The 16,516-nt window shown below is 70.0% G+C and carries 17 protein-coding genes and 2 pseudogenes; 6 read left to right on the top strand and 13 right to left on the bottom strand.

Features of this window, described 5'->3' with window-relative positions; all coding sequences use genetic code 11:
* The first annotated feature begins 372 nt into the window (after window positions 1–372).
* On the top strand, window positions 373–891 hold the full coding sequence (locus tag OG306_RS20840; RefSeq protein ID WP_266752746.1) for a hypothetical protein: 519 nt from the start codon (window positions 373–375) through the stop codon (window positions 889–891).
* Between the two features lie 258 nt (window positions 892–1,149).
* Here OG306_RS20840 and OG306_RS20835 read toward each other — a convergent pair whose 3' ends face one another.
* The 4 genes and pseudogenes from OG306_RS20835 to OG306_RS20820 form a co-directional block, all read right to left on the bottom strand.
* Window positions 1,150–1,500 (bottom strand): transcriptional regulator, encoded by a 351-nt coding sequence (locus OG306_RS20835; protein WP_266747588.1) that lies wholly within the window; start codon window positions 1,498–1,500, stop codon window positions 1,150–1,152.
* Window positions 1,490–1,855 (bottom strand): hypothetical protein, encoded by a 366-nt coding sequence (locus OG306_RS20830; protein ID WP_266747587.1) that lies wholly within the window; start codon window positions 1,853–1,855, stop codon window positions 1,490–1,492. The genes OG306_RS20835 and OG306_RS20830 overlap by 11 nt, the downstream gene beginning before the upstream one ends.
* Before the next feature lie 487 nt (window positions 1,856–2,342).
* A pseudogene (locus OG306_RS20825) lies at window positions 2,343–2,580 on the bottom strand (ATP-binding protein); the annotation flags it as partial.
* A pseudogene (locus OG306_RS20820) lies at window positions 2,580–2,840 on the bottom strand (IS21 family transposase); the annotation flags it as partial. The pseudogenes OG306_RS20825 and OG306_RS20820, both read right to left, overlap by 1 nt.
* A 166-nt stretch (window positions 2,841–3,006) precedes the next feature.
* Here OG306_RS20820 and OG306_RS20815 point away from each other — a divergent pair.
* The gene (locus tag OG306_RS20815) at window positions 3,007–3,609 is read left to right on the top strand and encodes an Imm21 family immunity protein (RefSeq protein WP_371665549.1); all 603 of its coding nucleotides are present in this window, start codon (window positions 3,007–3,009) and stop codon (window positions 3,607–3,609) included.
* 4 nt (window positions 3,610–3,613) lie between these two features.
* Here the strand turns inward: OG306_RS20815 and OG306_RS20810 are convergent, their stop codons facing one another.
* From OG306_RS20810 to OG306_RS20800, 3 genes are all read right to left on the bottom strand, one after another.
* Entirely contained in the window at window positions 3,614–3,979 is a 366-nt protein-coding gene (locus tag OG306_RS20810) for a hypothetical protein (RefSeq protein WP_266747585.1), read from the bottom strand.
* On the bottom strand, window positions 3,976–4,185 hold the full coding sequence (locus OG306_RS20805) for a transposase (protein WP_266747584.1): 210 nt from the start codon (window positions 4,183–4,185) through the stop codon (window positions 3,976–3,978). Before OG306_RS20805 ends, OG306_RS20810 begins: the two co-directional genes overlap by 4 nt.
* Before the next feature lie 193 nt (window positions 4,186–4,378).
* Entirely contained in the window at window positions 4,379–5,245 is an 867-nt protein-coding gene (locus tag OG306_RS20800) for a GNAT family N-acetyltransferase (RefSeq protein ID WP_371665548.1), read from the bottom strand.
* Window positions 5,246–5,919: 674 nt separating this feature from the next.
* Here OG306_RS20800 and OG306_RS20795 point away from each other — a divergent pair.
* The 3 genes from OG306_RS20795 to OG306_RS20785 all read left to right on the top strand — a co-directional run bounded on the left by OG306_RS20795 (window position 5,920) and on the right by OG306_RS20785 (window position 10,169).
* Window positions 5,920–8,310, top strand: a complete 2,391-nt coding sequence (locus tag OG306_RS20795; protein WP_371665547.1) for an ATP-binding cassette domain-containing protein — start codon at window positions 5,920–5,922, stop codon at window positions 8,308–8,310.
* Window positions 8,311–8,548: 238 nt separating this feature from the next.
* Entirely contained in the window at window positions 8,549–9,565 is a 1,017-nt protein-coding gene (gene galE / locus OG306_RS20790) for a UDP-glucose 4-epimerase GalE (RefSeq protein ID WP_266747582.1), read from the top strand.
* Between the two features lie 82 nt (window positions 9,566–9,647).
* Complete coding sequence (locus OG306_RS20785) at window positions 9,648–10,169, top strand: DUF2199 domain-containing protein (protein WP_266747581.1); 522 nt, start codon at window positions 9,648–9,650, stop codon at window positions 10,167–10,169.
* A gap of 48 nt (window positions 10,170–10,217) precedes the next feature.
* Here OG306_RS20785 and OG306_RS20780 read toward each other — a convergent pair whose 3' ends face one another.
* From OG306_RS20780 to OG306_RS20765, 4 genes are all read right to left on the bottom strand, one after another.
* On the bottom strand, window positions 10,218–10,892 hold the full coding sequence (locus tag OG306_RS20780; protein ID WP_371665546.1) for a TetR family transcriptional regulator: 675 nt from the start codon (window positions 10,890–10,892) through the stop codon (window positions 10,218–10,220).
* Window positions 10,893–11,176: 284 nt separating this feature from the next.
* On the bottom strand, window positions 11,177–12,427 hold the full coding sequence (locus OG306_RS20775) for a GNAT family N-acetyltransferase (protein ID WP_371665545.1): 1,251 nt from the start codon (window positions 12,425–12,427) through the stop codon (window positions 11,177–11,179).
* Between the two features lie 89 nt (window positions 12,428–12,516).
* Window positions 12,517–13,500 (bottom strand): asparaginase, encoded by a 984-nt coding sequence (locus OG306_RS20770; RefSeq protein WP_371665544.1) that lies wholly within the window; start codon window positions 13,498–13,500, stop codon window positions 12,517–12,519.
* A 46-nt stretch (window positions 13,501–13,546) separates the two neighbouring features.
* Window positions 13,547–14,209 (bottom strand): ABC transporter substrate-binding protein, encoded by a 663-nt coding sequence (locus OG306_RS20765; RefSeq protein WP_266747578.1) that lies wholly within the window; start codon window positions 14,207–14,209, stop codon window positions 13,547–13,549.
* 131 nt (window positions 14,210–14,340) lie between these two features.
* Here OG306_RS20765 and dtd point away from each other — a divergent pair, with 131 nt between their 5' ends.
* The gene (gene dtd / locus OG306_RS20760) at window positions 14,341–14,790 is read left to right on the top strand and encodes a D-aminoacyl-tRNA deacylase (protein ID WP_266747577.1); all 450 of its coding nucleotides are present in this window, start codon (window positions 14,341–14,343) and stop codon (window positions 14,788–14,790) included.
* A 126-nt stretch (window positions 14,791–14,916) separates the two neighbouring features.
* Here the strand turns inward: dtd and OG306_RS20755 are convergent, their stop codons facing one another.
* A complete protein-coding gene (locus tag OG306_RS20755) occupies window positions 14,917–15,882 on the bottom strand; it encodes a YgfZ/GcvT domain-containing protein (protein ID WP_266747576.1) in 966 nt (321 codons plus the stop codon).
* Between the two features lie 44 nt (window positions 15,883–15,926).
* The gene (locus tag OG306_RS20750; RefSeq protein WP_266747575.1) at window positions 15,927–16,415 is read right to left on the bottom strand and encodes a Fur family transcriptional regulator; all 489 of its coding nucleotides are present in this window, start codon (window positions 16,413–16,415) and stop codon (window positions 15,927–15,929) included.
* Window positions 16,416–16,516 lie beyond the last annotated feature (101 nt).

Genomic DNA, 16,516 nt, shown 5'->3' with positions numbered 1-16,516 from the left:
TTCCGGGGTTGTATTGGTCGGCGACGACCGGCGGGCACGTGGGGTTCGAGTCCTGGCTGGAGCGGGATCACGCAATGCTGCTCGACTTCACCCCGGAGGTGACGGGGCTGCTGTTCGCAGCCGCTGTGGCTGTTCTGGAAAGACGAGCGGGGCAAGCGGATCTCGCACGCTCCGGACTACTTCGCTCGGTTCGAGGACGGGAGGGGGCTGGTGGTGGACTGCCGACCGCTGAACCGGATCGACTCACGGTCGGCGGCCAAGTTCGCGGCGACGCGCACGGCTGGTGTGCGCTGCAGTTGCCCTGCGGAGCGGCCCAAGCGGCCTGGCGGCTCCGCCTGCCTCGATGCCGTACCCCGCTTCTATGCTCCTGCGATGACGTCTCACGAAGGAACGCATCCGACCGTTCTCGTCCGGGTGGGTAGCCGCCACGCCCAGGTCGACGAACAGCTCGCACCCACGATTCAGGCGATCTGGAAGTGCGGCCTCGACACGTTCACCTGCTGCCAGGACCTGGCAGAGAGCAACGCGGGCTGGCCGGAGAAGCTGCCGCACATGGCGGACTGGGTGGAGTCCCGCCGCGGCTGGATGCTCGTCGACTTCCCGGTCGACAGCGGCCTCGCCTTCCTCTCGGCCGCGGCGAACGCCGGCCCGCGAGACGCCTTCTACGTGCGGATGACTCACTGGGCCGCCCCGGACGCCTGGGATGTGAAGATCAAGCCGATGGACACGGCGATGTTCCAGGAGGACCAGCCATCGCACTTCGGCCTGCGCCTCCTCCAGGTGAGCTTCCCCGCCTACGACCTGCCGGAACTGACCCGGCGCCTCCGCGAGCACGCCGCAGGCCGTACGGTGCCGCCCGCCCCCGCCGATTGGAGCACCGTCGGCCGCTAGCCTCTGGGCCGGACCCGGTCTGCGCTGCAAGCTCCGGCTGAGCACCTACCTGGCCAGACGGGCCAACTGGCTGTGTTCTTGAGGGAGTCGTTTGTCGGTGAGTTCGGGAGTCGTTCTGGGCTCGCGGGCGTGATCAATGTCAGTGAGTTGTGACGTTACTCGCGGCTGATGGCGCTCTTTAGAAGTGGCCAGCCCCCGCTCGTTGCCCCGCTGGCTCGCCGCTCAACAGCGGAGAGACTCGAGCGGTGAGCCGCCGGGTCAGGCGGTGTGGTGGCCCGTGTCGGCGTCATGCGCGGCGGAGCGGGCTGCCGTGGCAATGGCACGGAGCGTGTCGAGGTGGGCGGCCAGTGCATCGCCGCCGTCGGCAGTCAAGGAGAGCCAGGTGCGGGCCCTGCGGCTGACACGGCCCTTGCGGACAACGACGTAGCCGGCCTCTTCCAGTGTCCTGGCAATCTTGCTCAGCGCCGAGTCGGACAATTCGCATCGGTCGCGGACGAGCGCGAAGTCCGCCTCGATGCAGCCGGAGAGAAAAGCCATGACGGCCAGCCGGCTGGGGTGATGAATGAGTTCGTTGAAGCCCGCTTCAGACAGGCCCCCCTCAACGGGCATGGCCGCCCTTGGCACCCGGAGTCAGGTTCTGGTTGCGACGGACGAAAACGCCCCAGGCCGCCACGGCGCCAACAATGGCAGGGATCACGATGCACGTGACTCGCCCGCCGCCACCGAGCTGGCACCCCGCCCAGACAGCGATGCTCAACGCGACGATTCCCACGGCCTCCCCCACGATCCGCAGGTTGCGCAGGCGTTCGGAGAACGCCTCCTTCACACCTCTGGCCTGGACGCTCATCCGGCGAACCAGCCACGCGATGCACCAGGTGAGTACTACCGCCGGGAGAGAAAGCAGCGGAACCTCCTGTGAGGTGGCAAGCGCCGCCACATCCAGACCGACGAGCAGGGCCGCCACTGCCGGGAACCATCCGGGAGCGCGTCGCCCTCGCACTTCCCCCCGAACCGACTCCACGTGAGCCAGGGCGTCCGTCGCCTGTGCTGCGGACACCACCGCATGCTGTGAGCCGCTGCCATGAGCACCAAGAGACACGGAACCGCACGACCTTCCTGGCCAGATAACGATGAGGTTGCCAGCATGGCACATGTTTTCCTAGCGAGAAAGTTCCATGGCGAGTCTCGGGAAACGGACTCCAGAGGGTGACGTCGGTGGGAGATCCATCAAGCAACTGCGGCCATCCCTGAGCCGGTGATGCCGGTTTTCAACAAGCGCCATCCCGGCAGTAGGTGGTGCTGTGGGGACGCCCGTGTGGGCATGATGCGAGCTGGCGTGTCCCGTCAAGGGCGCCTTGGGCGTCGCCGAGGCGATGACCTTCGGTCACCCTTGAGGGTCACTCCGGCTCTGGATCGGGCTGGTTATCGGGGGCCTCTCGTGTGGCGGCCGGTCAACTTGCTTCGGCGCGTTCGGCCTGGGCCTTGGTGTGGGCCAGGCGGCAGGACTCGGTGCCGGTCTGGATGATGACGCCGTTGAAAGTCGCGGGGCCACGATGGCCGCGCAGAGCCGGGGGGTCGGTGAAGGTCTTCGTCCAGCCGCTGAAGGACTCGTTGGAGGCGATGGCGACGCTGTTCCTCGCGTTCGGTCAGGACCTGGAACAGCAGTTCCGCGCCGCGACGGTCGAGCTCTCGTTCAGCTCCGCCAGCGTGGCGACCTTGGGCACCGGCACGAAGTGGTTGCGGTGGAAGTACCCGATCTGCCCCTCGACGCCGCCTTTCTCATGCGCCCCTTCGATGCCGGGCCGGCAGTAGAACGCGTCGATGCCCCAATGCGAGCGGAACGCCGTCCACCGGTCGGATTCCACCCTGGCGCGGGAGAACCCCAGTACCCGCTCGACCGCTGCTCGCAGGTTGTCGTAGCGGATGCGTCCGCGCGGCACGCCTCTAATATGCGGGTCTCGATGTCAAGTCACCGGTCGTGGTGGGGGGCCAGGTGCCCAGCCTCACTCGCTCCGCTCCGATGTCATCGAGGGTGGGCCGGTCCGCGGCAAGATGTCACTAAGACTGCTCCGCAGCCGGAGGAAAGCATTGGCAGCGCCGGGTGATACTGGCGCGATGAAGGCGTCCTCCTCAACCACAGTCGGTTCAGCCGAATCTTCCCTCACCTGGGTCGAGTCGATGGGCGGCCCCCTGATCGCCGTACCAGTTTCCGTATTGGATAAATGGCGTGGCTGCACGGAGTCGGGGATGGTCATTGGCGACGGGGATGTCTCGGACGACTACGACCGCGCTTGCGAGGTGGACGAACTGGCGGGCGTGATTGCTATCGACGGGGAGGGCGCGAAGGGACTTGTCCTGGCAGACCAACCCGCAACCACCTGCTACCTGCAGGAACAGCAAGCCTTCGTCCGCTGGCTCGGCGCCGACTCCGAGGCCGACCTGATCGCCGCAGCCAAGGCTGTACTCACCGACCCCACCACCCCCTGGGAGAAGTGCGGTGCCTGGGAGACGGATGGCCCGGCGGTGCTCATGGACTCTGTCACCGCCGGAGCTGAATTGGACGTCGAGTACCCAAACGGCGGAGGACTGCCGGAGCAGGCCCCCCTCCCGATACGAGCAGGTCGCTGGACAGTCCGCGTCGTCCACGCTTCCCCGAACGACAACACTTCGGTGGGTCTGGTCCAGCTTCTGCCCCTTGACGCAGACCCATTCGGATAGGGGATCAGGAGGCATCCTCATCAAGTCGACTGAGAAGTCCGTCAAAGATCTGTTCCCGTGCCACCTGCCCCTTGGCTGCCGCGCCGTCGCGCCGGCGTTGGAGAGTGGGGCGGAACTCGATCGTGGTGACGAAGAACGTGCAGGATTCGCAGACCGACTCGAAGTGGCAGTCCATCTCGACGGGGCGAGCGCAGTAGCCGTTTCCGAGCATCCGGCGATGCATCTCCCTGCGGAGCTTGGCCATCTCCGAGCCCTCAGCCTCGGCCGGCAGCTGGCGCGGGGCGTCATAGAGGGCCTCGACCTTCTCCGAGACCGCGAAGTACTCATCGGCGAAAGTCCGGTCGGCGATCCGCGCGTAAACACGGGTCATGGACAACGACCTGTGTCCAAGTAACCCGGAGCCCCCTGCCCGCGGTTGATCGTGTCCTGCTTGACCCGGTTCCGCAGTCCCTCGGCGCCGACCCCGATCTCCCGGGCCACCTCGGTGACGGTCTTGCCGAAGGACCGAACCAGCGCGACCACGTCGCGCTTGAACTCCTCCGCGTACCGCCTACTGCGGTTGCTCTTGCTTCCCACCTGGCACTACTTCCTCTGGAACCTCACGTCCCAGTCTCCGGGTGTCCAACATCAAGGGGAAGCTTCACCCACCATGCCCACAGTTATCCGGGACAGGACACTGCCGTCCTCGTGTCCCGTCTTGAGCGGCCCACTCCCATCTCACCAAAGCCGATCCGATCCGGGCCCGCGTCTCAGCGAACCTGCTCTGCGACTAGGCGTCCCGGTGTCGGTCCCGGACCTCGGGGCGCTGCTGGAAGCCGGCTGACTTGTAGGTGGCGACGGCGCCGACATTGGAACTCGGGGCGCAGACGATCGCGCTCGACGAGCCCAGCTCCTGGAGTGCGGCCGCCGCGGCGACAGTGATCGCCTCGCCGTAGCCGTGACGGCGATGTTCCCGGTGCACGCCCATCGGTTCGAGCAACCCGGGCCTACCCGGACCGGCCGACCACACCGTCACCGCCGCCACCGCGTTGCCCTGGTCGTCGTACGCGACCAGACACCGGGCGTCGGCGTACGGCAATCCGGCCGCCATCGCGTGCCAGCGCTCATCCGTGAACCTCGACCCGTCGAACGCTGCCCGATGTACGGCGGCAAACACGTGCGCCTGCTCCGGCCCGACCACCTCGATCCGTACGCCTGGGTCGTTCACCGGCTCCGTGAGGTCGCGGCACAGCGGCGTCCACGGCTCGTCGGCGTTCCAGCCGTCCTCGAACAGCAGATCTTGGACCAGTGCACCCATCGGCGCCTCGATGTCCGCCTTCCCCTCGGGCAGCACGCCGCGCTCCGGCTCGGTCACGTCATCGACCAACTGCTGCGCCAGCGCCTCCTCCCGCTGAGCGTCCGGCGCGATCGTCAGCCGCAACAACCGGGGGCCGTCCAGCAGCCCGACGGCGAGAATCTGTCCGTCCCGGCTCCACGTCCTGACCGCCGCAGCGGTCGCTTCGGCACTCAACCGGCAGAACCAGCCCAGGTCCCCCGGATGCAGTTGCATCGGCGCCCCGTCGTACTGCCACCCCCGCAGCACGCCCACGGCCTCGCTCAGCCCGTCGACCCCCGGCTTGCGCAACACAATCGCCATGCCCTCGATCACACACCACCGCGCCGACAGTCCGCACCCGGTTTCCGACTGGCCGACGTGGTGCGGGTTCGGGGACTCGGGAGTCTCGGCCGATCCGAGGTACCGGACGCCCCCGGTTCGGCGGTCGTCACGCCTGGTCACCGTCGAATGGTGGCCGGTAAAAGACCTGCCGGCCGGAATACGCCCACGCGCGACGGGGGGCCGGGGTTACCGTCCTCAGCCATGACCGAAGCCGTAGCGCCGCCCTGCCGCTATCCTCGACCGGGGCCGGGCCCACACCCGCGGCGTGTCCATGATCGCGGGACGGCCGAGGCCCACGAGGTCGACGCGCTGCCGCAGGAGCGGAGCGACCGGTGCGCCCCGCGCACCGGCTTCGACCCGTGCGCCGCCCACCCCGTACCACTGGTTCCGCTTCTCCCCGCGCCGCGGCTGGCCTGGCGCGAGGGGCGACCGGGACGCCCGGCCGCGAGCCGTTGCACGACGGCCGCCGGCCGGTCGACGCTTCCTTCGGCCGGGCACGCCGCGTGGCCGGGGCCCAGAAGCTTCACGGGCCGAAGCGGGCGGAGCGGCCGGAGCGAAGGAGAACCAGGCGTGCGGCTCGAAGCCAAGCAGATCGAGCCGAGCGATGCCGACGGGGACCGCGAAAGCGGCCCCGCCCGACAGATGGAGACACGATGAGCATGGCCCCGAGGACGGACACGCAGTCGTCCGCGCCGCACACTGCCGACAGCCACGACCTGATCCGCGTGCACGGCGCGCGCGAGAACAACCTCAAGGACGTCAGTATCGAGATCCCGAAGCGCCGCCTCACGGTGTTCACCGGCGTCTCCGGCTCGGGCAAGAGCTCGCTGGTGTTCAACACGATCGCCGCCGAGTCGCAGCGGCTGATCAACGAGACGTACAGCGCCTTCGTGCAGGGCTTCATGCCGACGCTGGCGCGTCCCGAGGTCGACGTACTCGAAGGGCTGACGACCGCCATCGCCGTCGACCAGCAGCGGATGGGCGGCGACCCCCGCTCCACGGTCGGCACCGCCACCGACGCCAACGCGATGCTGCGCATCCTCTTCAGCCGGCTCGGGAAGCCGCACATCGGCCCGCCCAGCGCGTACTCCTTCAACACCGCCTCGGTCCGGGCGAGCGGCGCGATCACCGTCGAGCGCGGCGCCAGGAAGGCGGTGAAGGCGACCTTCTCCCGCACCGGCGGCATGTGCACGCGCTGCGAAGGCCGGGGCACGGTCTCCGACATCGACCTCACCCAGCTCTACGACGACTCCAAGTCGCTCGCCGAGGGCGCGTTCACCATCCCCGGCTGGAAGTCCGACAGCTTCTGGACGGTCCGGGTCTACGCCGAGTCGGGCCTCCTCGACCCGGACAAGCCGATCCGCAAATACACCAAGAAGGAGATGCAGGACTTCCTGTACCGGGAACCGACCAAGGTGAAGGTCGAGGGCGTGAACCTCACCTACGAGGGGCTGATCCCCAAGATCCAGAAGTCGTTCCTGTCGAAGGACAAGGAGTCGCTGCAGCCGCACATCCGGGCGTTCGTGGAGCGGGCGGTCACCTTCACCACCTGCCCCGAGTGCGACGGGACGCGGCTGAGCGAGGGGGCCCGGTCGTCGAAGATCGAGCGGATCAACATCGCCGACGCCTGCGCGATGGAGATCCGCGACCTCGCCGAATGGATCCGCGGCCTGGAGGAGCCCTCGGTGGCGCCGCTGCTCACCGCGCTGCAGGAGACCCTCGACTCGTTCGTGGAGATCGGCCTCGGCTACCTCGCGCTCGACCGGCCGGCGGGCACGCTGTCGGGCGGCGAGGCGCAGCGCGTCAAGATGATCCGCCACCTCGGTTCCTCGCTCACCGATGTCACATACGTCTTCGACGAGCCCACCGCGGGCCTGCACCCCCATGACATCCAGCGGATGAACGACCTGCTGCTGCGGCTGCGGGACAAGGGCAACACGGTGCTCGTCGTCGAGCACAAGCCGGAGATGATCGCGATCGCCGACCACGTCGTCGACCTCGGTCCCGGCGCCGGTACGGCGGGCGGCGCCGTCTGCTTCGAGGGCACCGTCGAGAAGCTGCGGGCCGGTGACACCGTTACCGGCCGCCATCTCGACGACCGGGCCGCCGTCAAGGAGACGGTACGCAAGCCGACCGGCGCGCTGGAGATCCGCGGCGCGACGGCGAACAACCTGCAGGGCGTCGACGTGGACATCCCGCTCGGGGTGCTCGCCGTCATCACCGGCGTCGCCGGCTCCGGCAAGAGTTCGCTCGTGCACGGGTCGGTCCCCGCCGGTGAGGGTGTGGTGTCGGTCGACCAGAGCCCGATCAAGGGCTCGCGACGGAGCAACCCGGCGACGTACACCGGACTGCTCGACCCGATCCGCAAGGCGTTCGCGAAGGCCAACGGCGTGAAGCCGGCCCTGTTCAGCGCCAACTCCGAGGGTGCCTGCCCCACGTGCAACGGCGTCGGCGTCGTCTACACCGACCTGGCGATGATGGCCGGTGTCGCCACTCCCTGCGAGGAGTGCGAGGGGAAGCGGTACCAGGCGTCGGTGCTGGAGTACCACCTCGGCGGCCGCGACATCAGCGAGGTGCTGGCGATGTCGGTGGCCGAGGCCGAGGAGTTCTTCGGCGACGGCGAGGCGCGCACACCGGCCGCGCACCGCATCCTCGAACGGCTCGCCGACGTCGGGCTCGGCTACCTCAGCCTCGGCCAGCCGCTCACCACGCTGTCCGGCGGCGAGCGGCAGCGGCTGAAGCTGGCCACCCACATGGCCGACAAGGGCGGTGTCTACGTCCTCGACGAGCCGACCACCGGCCTGCACCTCGCCGACGTCGAGCAGCTCCTCGGCCTGCTCGACCGGCTCGTCGACTCCGGCAAGTCGGTCATCGTCGTCGAGCACCACCAGGCGGTCATGGCGCACGCCGACTGGATCATCGACCTCGGCCCCGGCGCCGGTCACGACGGCGGCCGGATCGTCTTCGAGGGCACGCCCGCCGACCTCGTCACCGCCCGCTCCACCCTCACCGGCGAGCACCTCGCGGCCTACGTCGGCGCCTGACCGGGGCATGGCCGCCGGCCGGCAGACGCTCGACGAGGACGACATGGCGCTGCTCGGATCTCGCGACCAGCGGGAGGGCTGCATGGAACGGTGCCGGACATGCGGCCCGGCGGCCGACCGCGCTCGCCTAGGATCGCCTCAGCAGCTCCGCCTCCGCCCGCCGGTCCGGCCCTGCGGCATCGCGCACCACACCGGCCGGAGGCGGCGACGCGGAAAGCCACAGAGAGGCAGGCACGGCATGAAGGTCCTGATCGCCGGAGGCGCGGGCTACATCGGCAGCACGGTCGCGTCCGCATGTGCGGACGCGGGGATCACTCCGGTCGTCCTCGACAACCTGGTCACGGGCAGACGGGAGTTCACGACGGGGCGGGCCTTCTACGAGGGCGACATCGCGGACGGCCCGCTGATCGACCGGGTCTTCGCCGAGCACCCGGACATCGACGCCGTCGTCCACTGCGCGGCCCTGATCGTGGTCCCGGACTCGGTCGCCGACCCGGTCGGCTACTACCGGGCGAACGTGGCCAAGAGCCTGGAGTTCGCCGGCCACCTCCTGCGCAACGGCTGTACCCGCATGATCTTCAGCTCGTCCGCCTCCATCTACGGGGCGGACACCGATCTGACGGTCGACGAGGACTCCCCCGTCGCCCCGCAGAGCCCGTACGCGCGCACCAAGGCGGTGTGCGAGGCGATGTTCACCGACATCGCCGCCACGCAGCCTCTGCGCGTTGTGTCCCTGCGCTACTTCAACCCGATCGGCGCAGATCCGAAGATGCGTACGGGACTTCAGCTGCGGCGCCCGAGCCACGGCCTGGGCAAGATGATCCAGGCGCAGGAGGAGGGCACCGCGTTCCAGGTCACCGGAACCGGCTACCCGACGCGCGACGGTTCGGGCATCCGCGACTACGTCCACGTCTGGGACCTCGCCGTCGCGCATGTGGCCGCGCTCGGTGCCTTCGACACCGTCCTGCCGGAGGCGGGGGCCGGGCCGGCGGCCACCTCCACCGTCATCAACCTGGGCTCCGGCACGGGCACCACCGTGCGCGAGCTCCTCGACGCCTTCAACAGCGTGGTCGAGGCACCCGTGCCCGCGGTCGACGCCGAAGCCCGGCCGGGCGATGTCGCGGGGGCGTACACCCGGAGCGACCGGGCGAAGCGGCTGCTGGGCTGGCAGCCGCGTTACTCGCTGGCGGAGGGCATCCGCCACTCCCTGGAGTGGGCCGACGTACGGGAGGACGTGCTCGGCCGTTCCGTGTAGGCGCGCAGGGCGGGTGTACGCAGGGGAAGGGAACGGACCTCGTACGCCCGCCCCCGGAACCACACGGCCTAGGATCCCGCCCATGGATATCGACCCCGGCTACACCTGCTCCTGCTGCGGCGAACACCACGCGGAACTACCGATGGGGTACTCGACCATGGCACCCGACGTCTGGGACGCGAGCCTGGAGAACGATCCCGACAGCATGCTCTCCTCGGACCAGTGCATCGTCAGACACGAGCACTACTTCATCAAGGGCCTGATCGAGATACCCGTCCTCGGCAGCGAGGAGCCCTTCTCCTGGGGTGTCTGGGTCTCGCTCAGCCGGGAGAACTTCGGGCGGGCCCTCGACGTGTGGGAGACGCCCGGCCGGGAGTCCGAGCAGCCGTACTTCGGGTGGCTGAGCACCGAGTTGGGGCTGTACTCGCCCCGCACGACCAACCTCAAGACGAACGCCCACACCCGCCCGATCGGTCTGCGTCCCCGGATCGAGCTGGAACCCACCGACCATCCCCTCGCCGTGGAACAGCGCACCGGTATCACGTTCGACCGGGTACGCGAGATCGCCGAAGCGGTGGTGCACGCCGGCGACGTCCCCGCCTGAGCGGCCCCGTGCCCGGCGGGCGGCCGAGGCCGCGCACCACGCCGGCCGCTACTGCGCGCCGAGTCCCGACCGCAGTTGCACGAAGGCGAGTTCGGCCGCTTCGACCGCGCCGTCGTACACCTGATCCGCGCTCTCCCCCGCTTCGATCCGCCGCCAGTTCTCCAGGGCCAGGATGCGCAGTACGGCGATGATCTGGCCCGCGGCCAGCCTGTCCCGCACCCGGTCGCCCAGCGCGCGGGCGAGCGCCGCCTCCGAGCGGCCCTGGTAGGTGTACATGCGGGCGACCAGGGACGGCGTCCCGTACAGCATCCGCTGATACGCCAGCACCTGCGGCACGTCGCAGAGCCCGGTCACCGGGTCGCGTCGCTCCAGGCCGTCCAGGTAGTTGCGACGCAGGGCGTCCAGCGGGGACTCGTCGTCCGCGCGGGCGGCGACCACGCGGGCGGACTCGTCCTCGTGGTCGGCGAACCGGTGCAGGGCCAGGTCCTCCTTGGCCGGGAAGTACCGGAACAGCGTCGGCTTGGAAATGTCCGCGGCAGCCGCCACCTCCGCCACCGAGACCTTGTCGAAGCCCCGCTCCACGAACATCGCGATCGCGGCATCGGAGATCGCCTGGTACGTCAGCTGCTTCTTGCGCTCACGCAGGCTCATCGGCGCATGTGGCGCGGGCGCCGCATGCTCCGCCGTCGCGGGCGGCTCGGGTGTCTCTCCGCTCATGACCATGAAGCGTACGCCTTGACCTCAACCGGACTTGACGTCCGAGAACGGTCGCACGGGCGACGGGCGGGCCGGACGCCGACAGCCGGAAGCGCCTGGTGGACGGACCGCAGGGTCATCGTCTCGCCGCCCCGCCCCCGCGCCCGCGCCTCCACCAGGGACTCGGTCCCGTCCAGCACCCGTTCGAGACCGAACCTGAACTCGTGGTCGCGAAGACCGGTGCCTTCGTCCCCACCGGCAGTTGGCATCCGGTGGCGCGACCTGCCGTCGGCGGCAGGCCGGGGCCGGTCCTAGAAGATGTCCGGGCACCAGGCCCGCCGCGCCGCCCGGAACATCCCCTCCGCCAGCGCCACCGCTCCCGGCGTGCGTTCCTCGATGGGGCCCAGTGCCGCCAGCCGGACCGGCGACTCGTCGCCCAGGTAGAGCGCCCCCAACTCCCTTACGTCCAGGGCGAGATCGGCTTCAGCCGAGGTGGGGGTGCAACTCGCGCCGGACGGGGAGGCGTCCAGGCGGTAGCGGCCGGCGGTCAGGCCCGTGGTGTCGTGGACGTCCAGGGTCAGCGCGCCGGGCACCGCGTACGTCCGGGCCTCCAGGGCGCGTACGACGTCCAGGACCCGCACCCACAGCCAGTCCGCGTGGGTCACGATGCGGGCCGCGCGCGGGTCCGGGAGCAGGAGGGGCAGCAGGTCGTCGGGGGCGCGGTAGCCGGTGCGGACCGTGGTGATCCAGTCGATGGAGCAGACGAAGTGCCACAGCACGCGGTCCGCGGCCGGGGTGACGGCGATCTGCCCGAGCACCGTGGCCCGGTTCAGCGGCTGCTTGGCATCGCCCCAGTTGTCGTCGGCGCGGTAGACGATCAGACCGTCCGGCTCACCGGCCGCGTTGCTGTAGACCGCGTAGAACGGTTCCTTCCAGACCTCGGGACCGGACGGGATCTCGCCGGTGTTCACTTCCCACCAGCGGGCCTCACGGTCGACCGCACCGTGCTGCCGGGCCCGCAGCCGGTCGTGGAGGGCCGGGCCCAGCTTGCGTACGTCGGCACCGCTCACCAGGTCGATCCGGCCGCCGTCCTGCGCGGAGGGGCCCGACCAGCGCGGGTCCAGGCCCGCCCTCGGTACGTCGATCTCCCACTCGGTGGTCCACGTCGCCGGACCGAAGCCGTACCGCCCGTAGATCGGGTACTCGGCGGCGATCAGGGTGGCGACCACGTCGCCGCGCTCCTTCGCCGCCGCCAGGTCCGTGGCCATCATCCGGCTGAGCAGTCCGCGACGGCGGTGCGTGGGCGACACCGTGACGTTGGAGATCGCGTCGGCCGGCACCACGGCACCGCCGACGACCGTGAGCTCCTGCGCGAACGAACGGAACGTGGCCACGCACCGCCCGCCGTCGAAGGCGCCCTGCGTGCGGGCGAGGTCCGTGTACGGGAGCCGCCGTTCGGACTCTTCTTCCGTTCCCGTCGGCGGGTGCAGAAAGCCGGTGTGCTTGGCGCGCAGCCAGTCGGGGAACTCGGCAGCGGTGATCGTACGGACGTCAGGAGCCATGTGATCCACGCTAGGCACCCGACTCCCGGGTTGTCGCCCGGTTTTCCGGGACCGCTTGTCACCCGGTTTTCCGGGACCGCGGAACCCGGTCAGAACGCCGCCCTGATCTCGCCGACCTCACCGCCGCCGCCCAGCAGCGGCGTGCGTCCGATCCGGGAGACCACCGGGGCGTCGATGCCGAGCAGGCGCAGCGACCGGGCCAGCACCGGGCCGAGCGCCCGCGTCGCGCCGTCGTCGATCTTGAAGGCCAGGGCCCGGCCGTCGGCCAGCGCCACCGCCTGCACCGCCTCCGCACCCATCTTGGAGAGCGTGCCCGGCACCTCCCGCATCAGCCAGGTGTCGGGGCGGCGCGTTCCCGCCACGTACTCGGGGTGGGCCCGCATCGCGTCGCCGACCCGGCGCTCCGCCGTCCCCGGCTCGGCCAGCACGAACGTGCGGAAGGCCCGCGCCAGACCCACCAGGCTTATCGCCATCAGCGGCGCCCCGCACCCGTCCGTACCGACCTCCGCGACCGGCTCGCCGGCCGCCTCCTCGACCACCTGGTGGACCAGCTGCTGGAGCGAGTGCGACGGGTCGAGGTAGGACGCCCGGTCCCAGCCGTTCAGCGCGCACGCCGCGAGCATCGCCGCGTGCTTGCCGGAACAGTTCATGGTGATCCGCTCCCGGACGTGGCCGGCGGCGAGATACGTCTCCGCCTCCGCCGGGTCCAGCGGCAGATCGGGCGGGGTCTGCAGATCACCGGGGGTCAGTCCGTGCTCGGCGAGCATCCTGCGTACGAGTTCGAGGTGGAAGTCCTCGCCGGAGTGGCTCGCGGCGGCCAGTGCCAGCCGCTCCCCGGACAGGTCGAGCCCGGCCCGCAGCACGGCCGCGGCCTGCATCGGCTTGTTGGACGAACGGGGGAAGACCGGCGCCGTCGGATCGCCCAGGACCCGTTCCACGCTGCCGTCGGCGGCCAGGAGGACCAGCGAGCCCCGGTGCCGGCCCTCCACGAAGCCGGACCGTACGACCTCGGCCAGGACGGGGTGGGCGGGGGATATGGCGGAGGGGGCGACGGTTGCGGCGCTGGAGGTCATGGTGGCCTTCCGGGGACGGGCGGAACCCGCCCCCGGAAGGGTCGCTTCAGGCGAGCAGGTCGTCTACTTGTGCTTCACCGTCACGGTACCTGCGGGCGATCTCCGCACTGCAATCGTCAGCGGTGCGTTGCAGTCGGTGACGGCGGCGGGAGACCTGCTGCTCGTAGCGGACCAGGCGCCCCATCGCGATGTGCAGCTCGTCGTCCGTACGGGCGTCGAGGTCGGAGAGTTCGACCTCGGCGAGCGTCTCGGCCGCAAGCCGGCGGTACTCGTCGCTGCGCGGCGGAGTGAGCGTGACGTGCCGGGCGGAGGAGCGGTGCTGGGACGGAGTGTCGGCGAGGATCTCCGAGAGCCGGTCCACGACCGGTGTCTCCGGATCCCGTCTGCGGGCCAGCTCGGCCCGCAGGATGTCGATGCGGCCCTGGATCAGTCGCCGCACATAGCTGAGGTCGGCCTCGTCGCGCTGCGAGTCGCGGCGCAGGGTGCGCAGCTCCGGCAGACGCAGGCCACCCAGCTCCGGCGGCGGTCCCACGGACGGGCCGTCCAGGTGTCCGTGACCGGTTCGCTGGACGGGTGGGCGCAAGGTGCTGGTACTGGCACTCGTACTGATGCCGGTACTGGTGCTGGTGCCGGTACTCGTACTGGTACTGGTGCCGGTACATGTGACCGGCACGGCGCCGGGGGACTGCCCGGTTCCATAGGTACTCATGCTGGTGTCCATCCCCTCGACCGGTGCGTCGGCACACCGCCTTCCCAGCATGGTGCCACTCCGGTAGGGCATATGTGGATGCTCTGTACCCGTTCAGCCCAAGACAGGTTGGCCAGGATAGGTTGGTCCATATGCGTGCAGTGGTGCAGAGGGTGGACGGTGCGAGCGTCACGGTGACCGACGGCACGGGCGCGACGGGTGGGCCCGAGGTCGTCGGCGAAATCGTCGGTGAAGGGCTGTGTGTGCTGGTCGGGGTCACCCATGGGGACACCCCGGAGAAGGCGGCGCAGCTCGCCCGCAAGCTCTGGTCGGTCCGCATTCTGGAGGGCGAGAAGTCCTGCTCCGACGTAAATGCGCCGCTTCTGGTGATTTCCCAGTTCACCCTCTACGGGGATGCCCGGAAGGGGCGCAGGCCCACCTGGAACGCCGCGGCGCCCGGCGAGGTCGCCGAACCGCTGGTCGACGAGGTGGTGGCGCAGCTGAGGGCGCTGGGCGCGCAGGTGGAGACCGGCCGGTTCGGCGCGGACATGCGGGTCTCGCTCACGAACCACGGCCCGTTCACCGTCGTCGTCGAGGTCTGAACCGGCCCACGGCCCGACCGCGGACAGGACGGAGGCCGGGCCGTGCGGTCGGTGCAGTGCATCGGTACGGACGCCGCAGAAACCGCAGACACCGCAGACGCTCGCGCGTAGAGAATCTGCGTGCGATTACGGCTCCACGACCGTCTCCTGGGCAGCGGCCGTATCCCCCGCGAGCAGTTCCGCGTCCACTGCCACGTTCCGCTTGACCAGGGCCAGCGCGATCGGCCCCAGCTCGTGGTGGCGGGCGGACGTCGTGATGAAGCCCAGCTGCCGGCCCTCGGCGCCGTCCGCGGCGAGCCGTACGGGGGTGCCGTGTCCGGGCAGCACGACCTCGCTGCCGTCGAGGTGCAGGAAGACCAGCCGCCGCGGCGGCTTGCCCAGGTTCTGCACCCGGGCCACGGTTTCCTGGCCCCGGTAGCAGCCCTTCTGGAGATGGACGGCGGTACCGATCCAGCCCAGCTCGTGCGGGATGGTGCGGTGGTCGGTCTCGAAACCGAGGCGCGGGCGGTGCGCCTCGACGCGCAGCGCCTCGTACGCCAGAATTCCGGCCACCGGGCCGTGCGCGGCCGCGTACGCCTCCAGGTCGGCGCGGGGCAGGAACAGGTCCCGGCCGTACGCCGTCTCCCGTACCGTCACCCCGTCCGGGACCTCCGCGATGGAGCCGGCCGGCAGGTACACGACGGCGAAGTCCTCGGTGCGGTCGGCGACTTCGACCCGGTAGAAGAACTTCATGGACTCCAGGTAGGCGACGAGGTCGCCCTGCGTGCCCGGTTCGGCGTGCATCCACACGGTCTCGCCGTCATCGACGAGATAGAGGGCGTGCTCGATGTGTCCGTGCGCGGTGAGGATCAGGGCCTCGGTGGCCTGCCCCGGGGCGAGTTCGCTGACGTGTTGGGTGAGCAGCAGATGCAGCCAGGCCAACCGGTCGCTGCCGGTGACGGTGATGACGGCGCGGTGCGAGAGGTCGACGAGGCCGGAGCCGTCGGCGAGGGCGCGCTGCTCGCGGAACAGGTCGCCGTAGTGCGCGGCGACGCCTTCATCGCGGCCTTCGGCGGGAACCGCGCCGGGCAGGGACAGCAGAGGGCTCTTCATGCGACCAGCGTACGACGCGATTTACGGCTCGGGAGGGGGCGGTCCTACGCCTTGGGTCCGGCCGCGTCGGCCGTCCGTGCCGCGTCGGCCGTCCGTGCCGCGTCGCCGGACGCCGCCTTCGCCGCGCAGTCGGCACAGCGGCCGAAGATCGCGAAGTGCTTCATGTCCGTCTCGAACCCGAAGCTGTCCTGCAGCTTCGCGGTGAACTCGGCGACGACCCCGACATCGGCCTCGATGACGTTCGTACAGTCGCGGCAGACCAGGTGGATGTGGTGGTGGCGGTCGGCCAGGTGGTACGTCGGCGCCCCGTGCCCCAGATGGGCGTGGCTGACCAGCTCCAGCTCCTCCAGGAGTTCGAGCGTCCGGTAGACGGTGGAGATGTTCACGCCGGACGCAGTCCTGCGCACCTCGGCGAGGATGTCGTCGGGCGTCGCATGTTCCAGCGTGTCGACGGCTTCCAGGACAAGCTGCCGCTGCGGCGTCAGCCGATAGCCGCGCTGCCGGAGATCGGTCTTCCAGTCGGTGCTCACCACAGGCCCAGTGTAGGACCGGGTGCACGCCTGGCCACAGCAGTGTCCGGGAGGATTCCGTGAACTGTTCCGGCGTGGACCCGGCCCCGAAGGGCCTCTTGACC

The sequence above is a fragment of the Streptomyces sp. NBC_01241 genome, from assembly GCF_041435435.1.
Lineage (GTDB): Bacteria > Actinomycetota > Actinomycetes > Streptomycetales > Streptomycetaceae > Streptomyces.
Note: the sequence above shows the minus strand (reverse complement) of the source record. Positions and strands in the feature narration are given on the sequence as shown.